The organism is Aurantiacibacter spongiae (genome assembly GCF_003815535.1).
Taxonomy (GTDB): Bacteria; Pseudomonadota; Alphaproteobacteria; order Sphingomonadales; family Sphingomonadaceae; genus Alteraurantiacibacter; species Alteraurantiacibacter spongiae.
Genome location: NZ_RPFZ01000001.1, coordinates 53,891 through 71,289, shown reverse-complemented (window position 1 = coordinate 71,289; position 17,399 = coordinate 53,891). Strand labels below are relative to the sequence as shown.

The window sequence follows — 17,399 nt, the reverse complement described above, 5'->3', positions numbered from 1 at the left end:
GCAAACTTGTCCGAAGATCATAGCCCCTGCCTGTCGGAAGCTTCGTGGTCCCTGGTCAACGCCGACGCCAACGCTTGGCTTGCCATCGGCCCGCCCCGGCGTCATGGAACGGCATGCCCGAAGCCAGCCTCAACAACATCGCCCTCCTGATCGATGCGGACAATGCCAGCCATCACGGGATCGACCCCGTGCTGACCGTGCTGGCTGAACTCGGACAGGTGAACATCCGGCGCGCATACGGTAACTGGGCCAAGCCCGCCCTCGCGAACTGGAACAAGATCACGCACCGGTTCGGCCTGCAACCGATGCAGCAATTCGATCTGACGCGCGGCAAGAACGCCACCGACATGGCGATGACCATCGATGCGATCGATCTGCTGAACGCGGGCAAGGTCGACGGCTTCGGCATCATGAGCTCGGACAGCGATTTCACCCCGCTCGTGACCCGGCTGCGGCAGGATGGCCTGCTCGTCTACGGCTTCGGCAGCGCCAAGGCGCCAGAGGCGTTCCGCACCGCATGCACGCGCTTCATCGACGTCGACCAGCTGATCCGCACGGCGTCTTCGGATGACAGCAGCAACACGAAGAACGGCGGCAACGACCGGAAGATTGACGATGAACTGATCGAGCTGCTCGGCGGCGCGTGGAAAGCGGCGAGCCGCGACGACGACGGCTTCGCGCGCCTGCACGAGGTCGGCCAGATCGCCGGCAACCGGTCCAGTTTCGACGTGCGCAATCACGGGTTCAAGCGGCTCAGCGACCTGGTGCGCGCAGCGAGCGACAATTTCGCGCTGGAGCGGCAGGACGACGGCCAGCTCTACGTCAAGCGCCTGCGCTAGCGGGCCAAGGACGGGGGCGGTCGGTTCCGCTCTTTCCTACTCGGGGCGGCCGGTGTCGTGTCGGCTGAGGGTCTGCCCATCCCTCCCGTGCCGGCGTTCTGCCGTCCGTTCCGCGTCCCGTTCGGTGCTCCGCTACGGCGGCGGGGGATTCGCCTTCAGGACACTGTCACACCTGTCACACCTTGGCGAGACCCGCCTTTGTCGGCACCAATCGCCAGACGCCGCGTTTGGTGCGAAAGCGAAACAGGGAGAACATGGAATGGTCGACAAGTCGGAGAAGTTCAGCTGGCTGGTCCGCGTGGGCTATTTCAGCCGCGCGATCCTCTACACGGTGCTCGGCCTCATCGCGCTGACCAGTGCCGGCCGGATAAGCCAGGGAACGAACGGCATCTTCGGAGCGATCGAGGACTTTCCCGGCGGCACCGCACTGCTGTGGATCATGGTCGTCGGACTGACCGCTTACGGCCTGTTTCGCCTGTGTTCCCCGCTCTTCGACATCGAAAACAACGGGTCCGACGCGAAGGGCTGGGGCAAGCGGATCGGTCATCTCGGCAGCGCAATCGGCCACTTCGCTCTCGCCATTTCGGCGTTCGAGTTCGCCAGTTCGGAAGGAAGCGGGGCAGGCCAGTCCGCGGGCTCCGGCTCCGGCTCGGGCGGCGGAGGGGGCGCGCAGGAAGCGGCCTCGGGCGTCCTGTCCCTCGAATTCGGCGGGATCGTGCTGGGCGTGCTCGGGCTGGCGTTCTTCGCGGCCGCCTTCTCGCAGGCAAAGAAGGGCATAACCGGCTCGTTCATGCACCGGATCGCCGGCGGGGCTCCGTCCTACACCCGCATCCTGGGCGGTATCGGTTTCGTGGCGCGCGCCGTCGTGTTCGTCGTCATCGGATGGTCGCTGTTCAAGGCCGGTTTCCTCAATGCGAGCAGTAGCCAGGTGAAGACGCTCGGCGACGCCGTCGCGTCCCTCGCCGGGGAAGGAGCGATCTTCACGCTGGTCGCGCTGGGGCTGCTGATCTTCGGTATCTTCAGCTTCATCCTCGCTCGATACCGGATCATTCCGGACATGGGTTCGGGCGGCAAGGTGCCCTCCTTCAGGGCCTGACGGAGCCGCGGTGAGCACGCCTCGAGCGAAGACGGAGGCCACACCTGAGGCGCGCGAGGGGACCGCGCGCCTCTTTCGCACGGTCACGGACACGCACATATGTCCCTATGGCGTGAAAGCGAAATGGCTGCTCCAGCGTCACGGCTATGCCGTCGATGATCGTCACCTCGCCACCCGCGAGGAGATCGAGGCATTCAAGCGCGAACACGAGGTCGCAACAACGCCTCAAGCCTTTATCGCCGGGGAGCGGGTCGGGGGTTACGACGCGCTCCGCTCGCGATTTGGCTACGCCGAGCCGGACCGCGCAGGGTCGGCCTACCGACCGATAATGGCCGTGTTTGCCGTGGCTCTCGGTCTTGCACTCTCGCTAAGCTGGTGGGCAAGCGGCCTGTTGCTGACGGCACGCACTGCCGAATGGTTCGTGACGTTCAGCCTGGCCATGCTCGCCATGCTCAAGCTACAGGATATCGAGACTTTTTCGACAATGGTCATCGGCTACGATCTGCTGGCCGTCCGCTGGGTGCCCTACGCCTATCTCTACCCTTACCTTGAAGCGATCGCGGCGGTCCTGATGGCGGGACGCATGCTGCCGTGGCTATCCATTCCGATCGCATTCGCAATCGGCAGCATCGGCGCGGTCAGCGTGTTCTCCGCGGTCTATGTCCAGAAACGCGCAATCGGAAGCGCCTGCGTCGGGGGCGGCGCCAACGTGCGGCCCGGTTTGGTGTCGCTAGGCGAAAACCTCGCCTTGGTCGGCATGGCAATCTGGATGATCCTGCGACCCGGCCTGATGTAGGCGCGCGTCAGAGATTGCCGCAATTGACCGCTCCGCTGCCTTGATAGACGACACGATCCCAGCGGTCCCTCAGGTACACCGTCCCCGACATGACGCCCTCCGTATTCGCCCCTGCCTCTTCGCCCGGTTCGACATCGTCGATCGTCAGGCGCAAAGAATATTCGCGCCCGTTGTAGAGCGATCGGGAATTGTCCGGGAGCTCCCGCGACCCCGGATCGGCGGCGAAGCGCACGACCCTGTCGTCGATCTTCATGAATGCATCGGCTTCCCGCGCTATAACGCGCGTTCCCATGCTGGTCCCGGGCGCGTAGGCGCAACCATCGCCGTAGAGATCGTTCGCCTCGATTTCCGGAAGAAGCAGTGGCTCGGGCACGATTTCGACCAGCGGCGGCGGGGCGTCGTTCAGCGCCCGAACCTGATCGGCAGCGGCCCGGTTGCGGGCCTCTCGCTCCGTATCGCTGAGATCGTCGCCGCAGCCCGACAAGAATGCGAGAGATGCCAGCAAGGCGAACCGATGCATCAATGCCTCCCGAACAGCTTTTCGACGTCATCCATCGATAATTTCACCCAGGTGGGACGCCCATGATTGCACTGGCCGGAGCGCGGAGTCGATTCCATTTCTCGCAGCAGCGCGTTCATCTCCGCAACGTTGAGCACCCGCCCTGCCCGCACCGAACCGTGACAGGCCATCGTGGCCAGGACGTATTCGATCTTTTCGCCCAGCAGCAGGGATGCGCCGTGCGTTGCCAGATCGTCGGCAAGATCCTGAAGCAGCTTTCCGGGATCGCTCTTCTTCAGGACCCCCGGAACTGCCCGCACCAACATGGCCGCGGGACCGAAGCGTTCCATGACAAGTCCCAGATCGGCGAATGAACCGATCTGTTCCTCCAGCCGATCGCACGCCGGTTCATCGAGCTCCACCACTTCCGGCATCAGCAGGGCCTGGCTGGCGGCAACCTTTTCACCCGCCCCCGCAGACCGCAGCCTTTCAAGGACAATACGTTCATGCGCGGCGTGCTGATCGACAAGAATGAGCCCGTCCGAGGCTTCCGCGACGATGTAAGTCTTGGCGACCTGTCCGCGTGCGATGCCGAGGGGGTAGGATGCAGCCTCATCAGGTATTTCGCCGCTCACTTCGGCCTTGCCCTGTGGCGCATCGATCAGGTCGGACCGGCCATCCCATGCGAGGCGGTCTTCGGACAACCGCGCACCGACTGCCCCGCCGTGCCCGCTCCAGTCGCGGCCGCCGAAGATCGAGCGCATGGCAGCAGCTGGCTCCTGTCGCACCGGTTCCGTTTGCCAGCGTCCCATTGCAGCCGCGTCGGGAGCCTGCGCGCTTCGCTTGTCTCCGGTCGCAAGCGCCTGTCGCAGCCCGGAAACAATGAAACCGCGTACGCCCTGCGCGTCGCGGAAGCGCACTTCGGTCTTGGCAGGGTGTACGTTCACGTCCACCTCGGCGAGGGGGACGTGCAGGAAAAGAGCCAGCACCGCGTGGCGATCGCGCGCGAGCATGTCGGCATAGGCTCCTCGGACCGCACCCGTCAGCAGCCGATCCTTGACCGGTCTTCCATTGACGAACAGATATTGGTGATCCGCGATACCGCGATTGAAAGTCGGCAGGCCCGCTATTCCGGTCAGCCGCATGTTCCCTCTTTCCAGGTCGATAGAAACGCCGTTGTCCGACAGTTCCCGCGCGACGATCTGGGCGACGCGAGCTTCGATTCCATCCCCGGCTTGCACGGAGAATATCTGGCGATCACCGTGTCTGAAACTGAAGGCGATATCGGGCCGTGCCATCGCGAGGCGTTTCACGACATCCTGGCAGGCGGCATACTCGCTTCGCGCGGTGCGGAGAAACTTGCGCCGGGCGGGCACCTTCGCGAACAGGTTCTCCACCCTGACGCGGGTGCCAGGCGGGAGCGCAGCGGGCCCCTCCCCGGTGATTTCGCCATGATCGATGATCCGCTTCCAGCCTTGCGCGGCCACGCGCGGACGGCTCTCGAGCGTCAGGCGTGCCACGCTGCCGATGGATGGTAGCGCCTCTCCCCGAAAACCGAGCGTGTCGACTTCCTCGATGGCTTCGTTCGGCATCTTGGACGTGGCATGCCGTTCCATCGCCAGCGCCATCTCGCCAGGCGTCATTCCGCAGCCATCGTCCGTCACTTCGATCGAGGTAAGCCCGCCATCCACGATCGTCACCGCGATTCGCCCCGCTCTCGCGTCGATCGCATTTTCGACCAGTTCCTTCAGCGCGGACGCCGGTCGCTCGACCACCTCGCCGGCGGCGATACGGTTGACGAGCGTCTCGGGAAGGCGGCGGATTTGCGGCATTCGCCATGCTTATAGACCGACCGAAGGGTTTTCGAGGCAAAGCGGGGCAAAACTTGGCTGTTTTCGACAAATTTTTTGGCCTTTGCGCGGCATTGCGGTTAAAGGACGCCACCTTTCGCACACCACCGGCATGGGCGAAGGCGCTTCTTCGCGTCGCGGCCTTGCACAAGATACGGATTGATTAATGGGTTCCTTCTTCTCCAATATCTTCAAGTTCGGTTCGCAGAACATGGCCATCGACCTCGGCACGGCCAATACGCTGGTTTATGTGCAGGATCGTGGGATCGTGCTGAACGAACCCTCCGTCGTGGCGATCGAGACGCTGAACGGGGTGAAGCGGGTGAAGGCTGTCGGCGAGGACGCCAAGATGATGATGGGCAAGACCCCCGACAGCATCGAGGCGATCCGCCCTCTGCGTGACGGCGTGATCGCCGACATCGAGATCGCCGAGGAGATGATCAAGCATTTCATTCGCAAGGTTCACGGCAAGCGCACCTTGCTGCGCTATCCGGAGATCGTCATCTGCGTTCCGTCGGGATCAACCTCTGTGGAAAAGCGCGCGATCCGCGATGCCGCGAGCAATGCGGGCGCTTCCGAAGTGTTTCTGATTCTCGAACCGATGGCGGCCGCGATCGGTGCGGACATGCCGGTGACCGAGCCCGTCGGCTCGATGGTGGTCGACATCGGCGGTGGCACGACCGAGGTCGCGGTTCTCTCGCTCCGCGGGCTGGCCTACACGACTTCCGTACGCACCGGGGGCGACAAGATGGACGAGGCCATCGTCTCCTATGTCCGCAGGCATCACAACCTGCTTATCGGCGATGCGACGGCAGAGCGGATCAAGAAGGACTACGGGATAGCCACCGTTCCGGAGGACGGCGTGGGCGAAGCGATCGTGATCAAGGGCCGCGATCTGGTGAATGGCGTGCCCAAGGAAATCAGCATCAATCAGGCTCATATCGCCGAAGCCCTGTCCGAGCCGATCGGCGCGATCGTGGAGGGCGTGCGCATCGCGCTGGAGAATACTGCGCCCGAGCTGGCGGCCGACATCGTTGATCAGGGCATTGTCCTGACTGGAGGCGGCGCCCTTATCCGCGGCCTGGACGATCATATCAAGGAAGAGACAGGCCTCCCTGTGTCCATTGCGGAAGACCCGTTGACCTGTGTCGCCATCGGCACCGGCAAGGCTATGGAAGACCCGATCTATCGCGGCGTCCTGATGACCGCCTGAGCGGCAAGTATGGGGGGCGCGCGCTAAATGGCACCGCCATCGACGCAGCGATCGGGATCGAACAAGAAGGCGCAGCTTGGGCTGTTCGCCGGCTATGTGCTGGCGGGTCTGGGCGCGATCCTGGGCGCTTTGCTGCTCATCATTTCGTTGTGGCGTCCCGAAACCTTCAACGGCCTGCGTTCAATGGCTGCCGACGTGACCGCACCGGTCGGCGAAGCGGGGGCGGCGACACGCGTGGAATCGCGCAACATTTTCGAGGCGATTGCCGGATATTACAATGCGGGCAGCAAGAATGTTGATCTTGAGCGGGAAATACGCATCGCGCGCGTCAAGCTGACCGAAGCGCGCGCTCTGCAACAGGAAAACGCGCGTCTCAAAGCCGTTCTCGGCATGGCTCGAGACGAGCGGGATGTAGTCGCGACCGGTCGGCTGATCGGTTCGACAGCATCGAGCACGCGCCGCTTCGCCTATCTTTCCGCCGGACGGCGGGACGGCGTTACCGTTGGAATGCCCGTCGCATCGCCCACCGGGCTCGTCGGGCGCATTCTCGAAGCGGGCGCGACATCCTCGCGCGTCCTGCTGCTTACAGATCAGGAAAGCGTCGTACCGGTTCGCCGCGCGACGGACGATGTCGTGGCTTTTGCCGAAGGCCGTGCGGACGGTTCGCTTCGCCTGCGTCTCATCAACCTTGGGATCAATCCGCTCGAGGAGGGGGATATCTTCGTAACGTCGGGCGCGGGGGGCCTGTTCAAGCCCGGGGTGGCGGTGGCGATGGTTACGCAGATCACCGATGACGGTGCGATCGGTCAGTTGCTGTCCAACCCCGCGGCAACCGATTACGTGGTGGTCGAGGAAATCTGGCAACCCGATGTCATCGACGCGATGGACGCACCCCTGCGAACGGAAATGCCGGTCGATGATGACGATGCCGCAGACCCGGTGGCCGGCGCATCGAATGCCGACGCAGATTGATGGAACGGCTTAACCCAAGCGCGCGCAGCGACGTTTTCGGACGCAAGATAAACCGCGACCACTCGCCCGTTCTTGCCTACGGCCTGCCTTGGATAACGATACTCTTCGGATCGCTGACCCCCTTGCTGCCGATCATAGCGCCCGCGCCGCTGCTTCCGCCGCTCGGTTACCTATTCCTCCTGGCGTGGCGTCTGGCACGTCCGGGTCTGCTACCGATGTGGGCGGGCCTGCCGCTGGGATTTGCCGACGACCTGTTCTCCGGGCAGCCCCTCGGGAGCGGCATCCTGCTGTTCTCCCTTACCATGATCGCGCTTGACGTTCTCGAGGTTCGCTTTCCATGGCGCGGTTTCTGGCAGGACTGGCTGACAGCCGCCCTGTTCGTCACCGTCTATCTCACGGCAAGTGCGGTGTTTTCGGGCTCGGCCCTGGCGCTGTCCCAATTCCCCCTGCTGCTCCCGCAGGTCTTGCTCTCGATCATCCTGTTTCCCATTATAGCAAGCATGGTTTCCCTTTTGGACAGGCTGCGGCTGGCGCGGGTCAAGCGCCTGGGCTGACGATATGGAACAGAACCTCACGTCCAATTCGCTGAAGCACGTCTTCGACAGGCGTAGCTTCTTCGTGGGCGCGATGCAGGGCGGGATCGGCGTGTTGCTCGCGGCCCGGATGGGTTACATCGCAGTCGCCGAGAACGAGAAGTACGAAATGGAGGCGGAGAGCAACAGGGTCAACCTGTCGCTCATTCCCCCGCGTCGCGGATGGATCCTCGACCGTAACGGTTCTCCGCTAGCCTCGAACCGCGCGGATTTCCGCGTCGACATCATTCCCGAAAGGTTGCACGATCCCGACAGGACCGTCGATCTGCTCGGCGATCTGCTCAACTTCTCCGATGTCGAGAAGCGGGATCTTCGCGTCAAGCTCGACGAGGCAACCGGCTTTTCGTCCGTTCCCGTGGCAAGCGGCCTCGACTATGAAGAGTTCGCGGCGGTCAGCGTCCGCCTGCCGGAACTGCCGGGCGTGATACCCCAGCGTGGTTTCTCCCGCTATTATCCAACCGGTCCGGCGGTTGGCCATCTCATCGGATATGTCGGCGCACCCAGCCGCGAGGAATACGAGGAAGACCCCGAACCCCTGCTGCTCACTCCGGGCTTCAAGATGGGCAAGGATGGACTGGAACGTCAGTTCGAGGCGAGGCTGCGCGGCGAACCCGGGGCCCGCCGCGTGGAGGTGACCGCCTCCGGTCGGATCGTGCGCGACCTTGAAACCCGCGAAGACGTGCAGGGCGATCCCGTCCGGCTGACGATCGACGGACCGTTGCAGGATTATGCCGCACGCAGGCTGGGTCTGGAATCGGGATCGGTCGTCATCATGGACTGCAAGTCCGGCGACCTGATGTGCATGGCATCCATGCCCAGCTTCGATCCCAACAGTTTCTCCGACGGTATCGGCAGCGTCGAATATTCGATGCTGCGCGAAAACGACCGCGTTCCCTTGCGCAACAAGACGCTGAAAGGCCTCTATCCCCCCGGGTCAACCGTGAAACCGATGGTCGCGATGTCGTTTCTCGAGGCGGGCCTTTCGCCGGACGAAACCACCGTCTGCACTGGCGGCCTTCGGGTTGGCAATCGTGTGTTTCACTGCTGGAAACGCGGCGGGCACGGAACGGTGGACATGGCCAAGGGCATCTACCAGTCGTGCGACGTCTATTTCTATCACTTCGCACAGAAGCTGGGCATGAACGTCATCGCCGATATGGCGCGCCGTTGCGGACTAGGTCAGGAATTCCCCCTCCCGGTCGTGAGCCAGTTCTACGGCACGGTGCCCGACCCGCAATGGAAGATGGAGAAGTACGGGCGCGAATGGCAGGCGTTCGATACCGTGAATGCGACCATCGGGCAGGGCTACATGCTGTTCAATCCGCTGCAACTGGCGGTCTATGCCAGTCGCATCGCGACCGGCGAGAAGGTCATGCCACGCCTGGTGCTTGACGGCACGACGCCGCGGTTCGACAGCATGAACTTTCATGGTGATCACGTTCAGATCATTCAGAACGCGATGAAGGACGTGATCAACGGTCCCGGCACGGCGGGGCGTGCCCGGTTGCCGATCGATGATGTCCTGATGGCCGGCAAGACCGGCACCGCGCAGGTCGTGGGACTCAATCTCTCCAACGGCAAGAGCGGGCCGTGGAAGTACCGCGATCACGGTCTCTTCATTTTCTTCGCGCCGTTCAACAATCCTCGGTATGCGGGAGCCGTGGTCATCGAGCACGGCGGTGGTTCGGGTTCCGCCTATCCGGTGGCGCGCGATGTCATGACTTTCCTGCTAGCCCCGCAGAAGGGGCTGGAAGCCCTGCATGCGCTGGAAGAGCAGTGGGGCGGGACCGCGCAGGAACGACTCGATCGCAACTACGCCCAGTACGCCGCAGCTGCCGGGGTCGACATACCGCCCCCTCCCCCGCCCATTACGCTCGCCAAGCAGGTGGATGCCGAAGCGCGGGCCGCGACTGTCGCCCCGAGCGCGCCCGATACCGGGGCGTTCACACCGCGTGGCGAAGCCAATCCGCGCGCCGAGCCGACGCCGGCGTCTGCCCCCGCACGAGACGCATCAGCGCGAGTGACGACGTGAGGAACGGTCTGACTCTCCCTCCGGCCCTCGCTACCTTTCCGTGGAGGGTCGTTCTACCCCTGACGCTCCTGGTGGCCTTCAGCGCAGCCGTATTGCATTCGGCCGCCGGTGGCTCGATGACGCCCTACGCCTCGTCGCAGCTGCTGCGCTTCGCAATCTTCCTCGTGATGGCCCTGATCATGTCCTACTTCCCCCAGCACTGGGCGAAGATGGCTGCGGTACCTGTCTACGTCGTCATTCTCCTGCTGCTCATGGCGGTGGAAGCAGTCGGCGCGCTGGGCGGGGGAAGCCAGAGGTGGCTGCAACTCGGGCCGCTGGTTCTCCAGCCCTCCGAACTCATGAAGCCCGGTATCGTGTTGATCCTCGCGGCTTTCTTCAGCGCCCTCCCCGTCGGGCTCATCAACAGCTGGCGCGCGTTGCTGGTGCCCCTGGCCCTGATGGCCCTGCCGATGGGACTCGTTCTTCTCCAACCCGACTTGGGCACGGCGCTGGCCATAGGGTTCGGAGGCATCGTGCTGATGTTCCTGGCGAGCATCCCGATGAAGTGGTTCGTGGGCGGCGGCGTTGCCGCCGTCGTGCTTGCGCCTGTCGCCTATTTCTTCGGCCTGCAACCCTATCAGCAGCAGCGTGTCCTGACCTTCCTCGATCCCGAAAGCGATCCGCAGGGGAGCGGGTATCATATCATCCAGTCGAAGATCGCGATCGGTTCGGGCGGCTTTTCCGGAAAGGGCTTTGGTCAGGGGTCGCAAAGCCAGCTGGACTACCTTCCCGAGCCACACACCGATTTCGTCTTTGCCACGATGGCGGAGGAATGGGGACTGCTGGGGGGGCTCCTCGTCCTTCTCATCTTCGGAATCGTCCTGCGCTGGGGCTTGCTGGTTGCGCGCGACGCGCCCGACCGGTTCTCCCGCCTGTTGGCGGGTGGCATGACTGCCACGATTTTCTTCTACGTCGCCGTGAACCTCATGATGGTCATGGGGCTTGCCCCCGTCGTCGGCATCCCCCTGCCGTTCATGAGCCACGGCGGTTCGTCGATGATGACGAACATGATCTGCGTGGGCTCGATCATGATGGTCGAACGGTGGAACCGGCAGGGTCGCCGGACAGGTTTTTGAAACAAGGTCTTTTCAAGTCGAAAACAGCCGCTATATGGGCGCCTCTCCGCAACACGATGCGGGCGGCCCTGATGCCGGTGTGGACGCATAGCTCAGTTGGTAGAGCAGCTGACTCTTAATCAGCGGGTCCTAGGTTCGAGCCCTAGTGCGTCCACCATTCCCTCTCAGTTTCCAGACAACTTCCGATCCGAATTTCGGCGTCGCGTGCGTAGGTTGTCCAGTAGCTTTTTGGGTGGTCGCGGTTACGAAAAAGGCGGACCTTCCGGCCCGCCTTCCGCGATTACCTGATAAGTGCGCCGAACCTACGGGCTGACGGGGTCATTCCCGTCGTCGGTGACGATCACCGCGACAACGCCCGCGGCAACCAGCAGCGCAATGAGCCAGCCAAGTCCCATGCCGCCCATGTCGTCAGCCTGCGTGATCGGCGTCGCTTCGCGCTCGCCGGTGATGGGCGACGCTGAGGGCGCCGCGGCTGCCATCGTGCTGCCGAGCATTAGGCCGGACGATGCCAGTCCGAATAGAGCTTTGCGAAAAAACATAAACTTCAATCCCTTGTGTGAAAGCGGAACAATCCCTTTACGCCTGTCGGCAAGGACCGTTCCTGCGCAGTTCACTTGCCGGATGCAAGGTTAAAACCTGATTATCACCGCCCATCTTTCCAGCGTTATAAGGGTTCCCGCGTAATGTCTCGACTCTCTTTCGCCCTTGCCGGGTCGATGGCTATCGCCACCGCGACTGTCGGGACAGGTGTCACGCCGCAGCTTGCCAAGGCGCAGGACGCGGGGGCGTGGAGCGCGCTCGAGGAGCAGGATCTGCGCCTCGCGGAGATTGCCGAGCGCCTCATGCACGCCAATGCGAGCCTTTGCGATAGACAGATGCCGATTACCGGACTCCTGCTGCACAGCGCCGATCAATACCGGGCCAATGGCTCCGCCCGCGGCCGGTTCGCGGAGAGCGAACTGGCGATTGCGGCCGTGCTGCCCCACTCCCCCGCATCGAAGGCCGGTTTACTGCGCGACGACGGTATAGTGGCAATCAACGGCGAAGCGACGAGCACGCTCGGCACGTCTGACGAAAGCCACTTGCGCGAAGCGGCATTCGAAATCCTCGCCGACCAGGCTCCTTCGGAACCAATCACCCTCACGGTAAGTCGGGATGGCGAACGCCGCGACGTGATCCTGGATCCGCTGGCCGGGTGCCGTTCACTGGTCGAAATCCTGGCGGGCGACGGCGAGCAGGCGCGATCGGACGGCCGCGTGGTGCAGATCGGGGCCGGTCTTGCGACGGCTCTGGATGACGAGCAGCTTGCAATCGTGGTGGCCCACGAACTCGCCCACAACATACTCCACCACCGGGAGCGCAAAGAGGCCGCCGGGATCACGAACGGACTGTTCGCGGAGGTCGGGCGCAATCAGCAGGTCAACCGCATGGCAGAAGTGGAGGCGGACCGGCTTTCGGTCCATCTGCTCGCCAATGCCGGCTATGATCCTGCGGCTATCGTGCGATTCTGGAATTCGCCCGAAGGCTGCCACGTGGGCGGTGGCATCCTTCCGAGCCTGATCTACCCCTCGCAGAGCGCCCGGGCGGATCTGGTTGCCCGGGAGATTGCGATGTATCTGCCTGCGGGGCGCGGCCCGAGCTGGCCCGGGCATCTGCTGACCATGCGCGATCGCGCGTTCTGATCCGTCAGTCAGGGGCGCTCGGGGGCGCGGCTTATGTCGATGTAGTTGCGATCGAAATAGGTCAGCGGCGTGGCGTCCTCTCGATGGCTGGCAGCGAGCAGTTCGCCGATGAAGATGGTGTGCGTTCCGAATATCTGGCGATGGGCGGTCTGGCAGATGAGGCTCGATTGAGCGGTCGCGAGGACGGGGACGCCCAGGTCTTCTTCCCACTTCCCGACCGCGAAGCGATCGGCCTCGGGCCGCATGAAGTGTTCGGCCACGTCGCGGTTGCCCAGGCCCAGAACGTTCACGCAAAAACGCTCCGCCCGCGCCAGCGGATCGTGCAACGAAGCGGTTCTGTTCACGCATACCAGCACCGAAGGCGGGGCGAAGCTGAGCGAACTGACGGCGGTTGCGAGAATGCCGTACCGCCTGCCCTCGTCGTTGGTCGTGACAGCGTAGACCGTCGAGGCGACGTGCCGCATGGCCTCGCGAAAACTGTCGACAAGGCGGTCGGGATGCTCGCGAGATGCGTCCATCGGCTTTCCATGCAGCGCCGGCGTAGCAGGTGCAAGCGTCAATGCGCGTGGGCAATGTGAGGTTCGCACCTTGCTATCACATTAGAATGTGATAAGGTGCCGTGATGACTGCAACGATAGACAAGGTGCGGCGGATCGTCGCCGAAGGGACGCTGAGCAAGGCAGGACTGGCGCGGGCGGCGGGCCTTCACGCCAACACCCTGCGCGATTGCGACGAGGAAGGGTGGAATCCGACCAGCGAGACGCTGAACAAGCTCGACCGGTTCCTTGAGGAAAACGATGCAACCCCTGTCCTTGTCGGAAGCCAGGATATTATCGAGGAAGCGCGCAACGGCCGGATGTTCATTCTCGTGGACGACGAGGACCGGGAAAACGAGGGCGATCTCATCATACCCGGACAGATGGTTACGCCCGACGCAATCAATTTCATGGCGACGCACGGGCGCGGGCTCATCTGCCTGGCCTTGACCCGGCAGCGTGTTGCCGCGCTCGGCCTCGAACCCATGTCGCGGAACAATCGCGAACAGCATCAGACCGCCTTCACCGTCTCGATCGAGGCGAAGGAGGGCGTGACGACGGGGATCAGCGCCGCCGATCGCGCGCGCACGGTGGCGGTCGCTATCGATGCCGCCCGAACGGCCGACGATATCGTGACGCCTGGTCACGTCTTTCCCCTTCAGGCGCGCGAAGGCGGCGTGCTGGTGCGCGCCGGTCATACGGAAGCGGCTGTGGATATCTCGCGCCTGGCAGGCCTCAACCCGAGCGGGGTGATCTGCGAGATCATGAACGAGGACGGATCGATGGCCCGCCTCGAGGATCTGATGCGCTTCGCGCGTCGACACGGAATGAAGATCGGGACGATCAGCGATCTGATCGCCTATCGGCGGCAGCACGATCATCTGGTCGTCAAGCGCGAGGAAGAGCGCTTCCAGAGCCGCTGGGGTGGTGATTGGCGCGCGATAAGCTTCTTCAACAAGGCCACCCAGGAAGAGACACTTACACTGGTCAAGGGCCATATCGACCCGGCCCGCCCCACCCTCGTGCGGATGCACGCCCTTTCCGTGTTCGACGATGTCTTCGCGCAGGATACCGCGCGTGCCGGGCTGCTCGAGGGAGCGATGCGGATGATCGGCGAGGAGGGGGCCGGCGTCGTGGTGCTGATCAACCGCCCCAGCGGCGCCTATCCCTCCAACGCCATCCGCCGGTTGCGGGCCGGACGGGAGCCGGACGATGCAAAGTTCCCCGCCGAACAGCGCGACTACGGTGTCGGGGCGCAGATTCTGGCGGAACTGGGGGTTCACGACATGATTCTGCTGACCAACACCGCGCACTCTCTCGTCGGCCTCGAAGGGTACGATCTGTCCATCGTGGGCGAGCGCCCAATCGCTTGCGAAAGGAATAGCTGATGGCTCGATTTCTTATCGTGGAGGCGCGTTTCTACGGCGATCTCAACGACATGCTCGTCAGGGGTGCGACGGCTTCACTCGAAGCGGCAGGGCACGAGCACGAGGTTCTGAGCGTCCCCGGCGCGCTGGAGATCCCGGGTGCCATAGCGCTGGCGGCAGAGAGCGGCCGATATGACGGTTTCGTCGCGCTGGGTATCGTCATCCGCGGCGAGACCTATCACTTCGAGATCGTCGCGGGCGAGAGCGCGCGCGCGATCATGGCGCTGACGATGGATGGCATTGCTATCGGCAACGGGATCCTGACCGTGGAGAACGAGGATCAGGCGCGGGTTCGAGCCGATCCCGGGCAAAAGGACAAGGGCGGAGAGGCGGCCCGGGCCGCGGTTCGACTGCTCGAATTGCAGGAGCGTTTTCGCTGATCCGCAGCGTGGTATACGGCGTGCGAAGTCGGCCCGGAAAAGAACGATGAGGGACAGGTTCGGCTCTGATCGGGCACCCCTCGGGGGATGAAGTGCCCTTAATCGCGTCTGGTCAAACCGCGTCACATTTCGATGTGCATCGCGACTTGATAAAGATCGTGTCCTTGTTGCGCGTGGAACGCCCCGCCCCTTCACGCGCTGCCTTCCGGTATGAACGGACCTCTCGAATGGATCGCCGCGATCGGAACGATGCTGGCGGCCGGAACGATCGCCGCCGATCTCGGGCGCAAGGCGACCGGCTGGGGCTTCATCCTGTTCTGCGCCGTGTCCGTAATCTGGATCGTTTCCGGTCTGACTACGGATGCGATGCCGATCGCGGCGATGAACGCGATCCTCCTGCTCATAAATGCCTGGGGCGTCTGGCAGTATCTGCTGAGTCGGAAGAACCGCAAGGTGATGGAGCGGATCGAACCCATCGAGGAGGCGATCGAGGAAGAAGTCGAGGCCGAGGAAGAGCGGGCGCCCGCCGGATGATCCTGCGCCGAGCCGGGGCGTTTTTTCGCCCGGATGCGCAGCAATAGCGGCGCTTCGCAAAAACTTCGCGCGGACATTGCGAACGGAACGCGACGACAAACGATCTTGCGGCGCGGGATATCTGTCCGGCGCTCTGACGCAATTCGATTTCCTTTTCTCGCCGTCCCGCCGACGCATTCCTTTCAACAAAAGTTAACGCGATTGCGCCGGTCCATGGCGCGCATATCCTCGTGCCGGACAACACGAGTCGCACCCGAAAATCGTATCAAGCGCTGCAAATCCGGGAGGCACGCTTCCCGGAGAGGGAGGTGTCATGTTCGAAAAAGTCACGCATATGCTGGGACTGGTTTCCGAAGAGGAGATCCTGTTTTCCACGCCGTTCGACTACATGTTTCCCGAAGCCGCCCGTTCGCTTCCCTGTCTGCTTCCGCGGTCGGAAGCCACGCTGCACGGCCTGCGAGCGCTCGGCAGCGCGATGGCCGACCCGGGCAAGATCGGTGAGGCGCATCCCGATCTCGATTCCGATATTCCGGCCATTTATACCTATTTCGGTCAGTTCATCGACCACGACATTACCGCGCGCACCGACCGCGATACCAGTCTTAGCCGGATCGGCGCGAACGAAGCGGCATTCCCCGTCGACCCTGACGCGGTCGTGCAAGGCCTGACGAACGGACGGCGGCCGCAACTCGACCTTGATTCCGTGTTTGGCGAAGGTCCGGCGCTGGCGCCAGGCGCCGTGACGCAGTCCGACAGGCTATATGATAGCGACTATTCATTGTTGCGCTTCGTCGACACCGGAAGCGGCAGGCGCGACCTGCCCCGGGAAGATGGGCGGCAGGCGGTGATTCCCGACGCGCGCAACGACGAGAATCTGGTGGTAAGCCAGATCCAGTTCGCCTTCATCGAATTCTACAACAAGGTGCTGGCCGCGCAGGGCGGCGATCCGCGTGCGGGATATATCCGCGCTCGCCAGCTCGTGCGCTGGGCTTACCAATACGTCGTCGTGAACGATTACCTGAAGCGGGTTTGCGATCCCTACATCGTCGACGATACGCTCGCCAATGGACCCCGCTTTCTGGGAGCTACGGCGGGCCGCGCATCGGCCTTCATGCCGCTCGAATTCTCGACCAGCGCGTTTCGCTTCGGTCATTCGATGATCCGGCCGTTTTACAAGTTGAACGGCGCAGCTGCCGAAATCGAGGTGATGAAGCTCCTCGGGCCGGCGGGCCAGCTCGATCCCGCCACCAGCGATCCGGTCTATTTCGAGCCGGACGGCCATCTGAAGGCCGACTTCGTGATCGACTGGAACCGGTTCGTCGATCCCGGGGGCACCACGCAGATGGCGCGCAAGATCGACACGAAGCTGGCGCGAGGCCTGTTCCAGCTACCGCTTGGCGATCGGGCCAGCGATCCGGTTCTGGGGCACCTGGCGCGCTCGAACCTGGTGCGCGCCTTCAACCTGTCGGTGCCGACCGGGCAGGCAGTCGCCGACGCGTTCGCCGTGAGGCCGCTTACGGCCAGGGAAATGACCGATGGCGAGGACGGGACAATCGCAGACGTACTTCGGGACAACTTCTTCGATCATCGCACGCCGTTGTGGTACTACCTTCTGCGCGAGGCCGCGGTCCAGCAGGACGGGGAACACCTGGGAGAGCTCGGCAGCCGGATCGTGTGCGAGACGATCCTGTTCTTCATCAAGGCCGATCCGAATTCCTACCTCAACAACAGCCCCGATCCCGCGGTCAGGGCGAACGGCATCGACGTCGATCCCGGTTCCGGGGGGACGATCAGGAACCTTCGCAACATTCTCGATTTTGCGGACGTTATCTGAT

17 protein-coding genes and 1 tRNA gene are annotated in these 17,399 nt (G+C 63.3%); 14 read left to right on the top strand and 4 right to left on the bottom strand.

Annotation, left to right across the window (positions count from 1 at the left end):
- Positions 1 to 113: 113 nt before the first annotated feature.
- The 3 genes from EG799_RS00340 (at position 114) to EG799_RS00330 (ending at position 2,731) form a co-directional block, all read left to right on the top strand.
- Positions 114 to 839, top strand: a complete 726-nt coding sequence (locus tag EG799_RS00340) for an NYN domain-containing protein (protein WP_123877499.1) — start codon at positions 114 to 116, stop codon at positions 837 to 839.
- Between the two features lie 259 nt (positions 840 to 1,098).
- The gene (locus tag EG799_RS00335; RefSeq protein WP_123877496.1) at positions 1,099 to 1,935 is read left to right on the top strand and encodes a DUF1206 domain-containing protein; all 837 of its coding nucleotides are present in this window, start codon (positions 1,099 to 1,101) and stop codon (positions 1,933 to 1,935) included.
- Between the two features lie 10 nt (positions 1,936 to 1,945).
- Complete coding sequence (locus tag EG799_RS00330) at positions 1,946 to 2,731, top strand: MauE/DoxX family redox-associated membrane protein (RefSeq protein WP_123877493.1); 786 nt, start codon at positions 1,946 to 1,948, stop codon at positions 2,729 to 2,731.
- A 7-nt stretch (positions 2,732 to 2,738) separates the two neighbouring features.
- On the opposite strand, the gene EG799_RS00325 is transcribed toward EG799_RS00330, so the two are convergent.
- Together EG799_RS00325 and mutL are read right to left on the bottom strand one after the other, a co-directional pair.
- Positions 2,739 to 3,251 carry a hypothetical protein gene (locus EG799_RS00325; RefSeq protein WP_123877490.1) on the bottom strand — a complete coding sequence of 171 codons (513 nt, stop codon included), beginning with the start codon at positions 3,249 to 3,251 and terminating at the stop codon, positions 2,739 to 2,741.
- Positions 3,251 to 5,062 carry a DNA mismatch repair endonuclease MutL gene (gene mutL / locus EG799_RS00320; RefSeq protein WP_123877487.1) on the bottom strand — a complete coding sequence of 604 codons (1,812 nt, stop codon included), beginning with the start codon at positions 5,060 to 5,062 and terminating at the stop codon, positions 3,251 to 3,253. The genes EG799_RS00325 and mutL overlap by 1 nt, the downstream gene beginning before the upstream one ends.
- Positions 5,063 to 5,246: 184 nt before the next feature.
- Here mutL and EG799_RS00315 point away from each other — a divergent pair, with 184 nt between their 5' ends.
- The 6 genes from EG799_RS00315 (at position 5,247) to EG799_RS00290 (ending at position 11,162) form a co-directional block, all read left to right on the top strand.
- On the top strand, positions 5,247 to 6,293 hold the full coding sequence (locus EG799_RS00315; protein WP_123877484.1) for a rod shape-determining protein: 1,047 nt from the start codon (positions 5,247 to 5,249) through the stop codon (positions 6,291 to 6,293).
- A gap of 27 nt (positions 6,294 to 6,320) precedes the next feature.
- A complete protein-coding gene (gene mreC, locus EG799_RS00310; protein ID WP_123877481.1) occupies positions 6,321 to 7,265 on the top strand; it encodes a rod shape-determining protein MreC in 945 nt (314 codons plus the stop codon).
- Complete coding sequence (gene mreD / locus EG799_RS00305; protein ID WP_123877479.1) at positions 7,265 to 7,819, top strand: rod shape-determining protein MreD; 555 nt, start codon at positions 7,265 to 7,267, stop codon at positions 7,817 to 7,819. Before mreC ends, mreD begins: the two co-directional genes overlap by 1 nt.
- Before the next feature lie 4 nt (positions 7,820 to 7,823).
- The gene (gene mrdA, locus EG799_RS00300) at positions 7,824 to 9,890 is read left to right on the top strand and encodes a penicillin-binding protein 2 (RefSeq protein ID WP_123877477.1); all 2,067 of its coding nucleotides are present in this window, start codon (positions 7,824 to 7,826) and stop codon (positions 9,888 to 9,890) included.
- Entirely contained in the window at positions 9,887 to 11,005 is a 1,119-nt protein-coding gene (gene rodA, locus EG799_RS00295) for a rod shape-determining protein RodA (RefSeq protein WP_181950854.1), read from the top strand. The genes mrdA and rodA overlap by 4 nt, the downstream gene beginning before the upstream one ends.
- Before the next feature lie 81 nt (positions 11,006 to 11,086).
- Positions 11,087 to 11,162 (top strand) — tRNA-Lys (locus EG799_RS00290).
- 145 nt (positions 11,163 to 11,307) lie between these two features.
- Here EG799_RS00290 and EG799_RS00285 read toward each other — a convergent pair.
- On the bottom strand, positions 11,308 to 11,544 hold the full coding sequence (locus EG799_RS00285; protein ID WP_123877474.1) for a hypothetical protein: 237 nt from the start codon (positions 11,542 to 11,544) through the stop codon (positions 11,308 to 11,310).
- A 144-nt stretch (positions 11,545 to 11,688) separates the two neighbouring features.
- Between EG799_RS00285 and EG799_RS00280 the strand changes: the two genes are divergently transcribed.
- Positions 11,689 to 12,687: a M48 family metallopeptidase gene (locus tag EG799_RS00280; RefSeq protein ID WP_123877472.1), complete on the top strand. Its 999-nt coding sequence runs from the start codon at positions 11,689 to 11,691 to the stop codon at positions 12,685 to 12,687.
- 8 nt (positions 12,688 to 12,695) lie between these two features.
- Here EG799_RS00280 and EG799_RS00275 read toward each other — a convergent pair whose 3' ends face one another.
- A complete protein-coding gene (locus EG799_RS00275) occupies positions 12,696 to 13,205 on the bottom strand; it encodes a flavin reductase family protein (RefSeq protein WP_123877469.1) in 510 nt (169 codons plus the stop codon).
- A 101-nt stretch (positions 13,206 to 13,306) separates the two neighbouring features.
- On the opposite strand from EG799_RS00275, the gene ribB reads away from it, so the two are divergent.
- The 4 genes from ribB (at position 13,307) to EG799_RS00255 (ending at position 17,398) form a co-directional block, all read left to right on the top strand.
- Positions 13,307 to 14,611: a 3,4-dihydroxy-2-butanone-4-phosphate synthase gene (gene ribB / locus EG799_RS00270; protein ID WP_123877466.1), complete on the top strand. Its 1,305-nt coding sequence runs from the start codon at positions 13,307 to 13,309 to the stop codon at positions 14,609 to 14,611.
- The gene (gene ribH / locus EG799_RS00265; protein WP_123877463.1) at positions 14,611 to 15,030 is read left to right on the top strand and encodes a 6,7-dimethyl-8-ribityllumazine synthase; all 420 of its coding nucleotides are present in this window, start codon (positions 14,611 to 14,613) and stop codon (positions 15,028 to 15,030) included. The genes ribB and ribH overlap by 1 nt, the downstream gene beginning before the upstream one ends.
- 210 nt (positions 15,031 to 15,240) lie before the next feature.
- Positions 15,241 to 15,564 carry a hypothetical protein gene (locus EG799_RS00260; RefSeq protein ID WP_123877460.1) on the top strand — a complete coding sequence of 108 codons (324 nt, stop codon included), beginning with the start codon at positions 15,241 to 15,243 and terminating at the stop codon, positions 15,562 to 15,564.
- Positions 15,565 to 15,877: 313 nt separating this feature from the next.
- Positions 15,878 to 17,398: a peroxidase family protein gene (locus EG799_RS00255; protein WP_123877457.1), complete on the top strand. Its 1,521-nt coding sequence runs from the start codon at positions 15,878 to 15,880 to the stop codon at positions 17,396 to 17,398.
- Position 17,399: the final 1 nt, after the last annotated feature.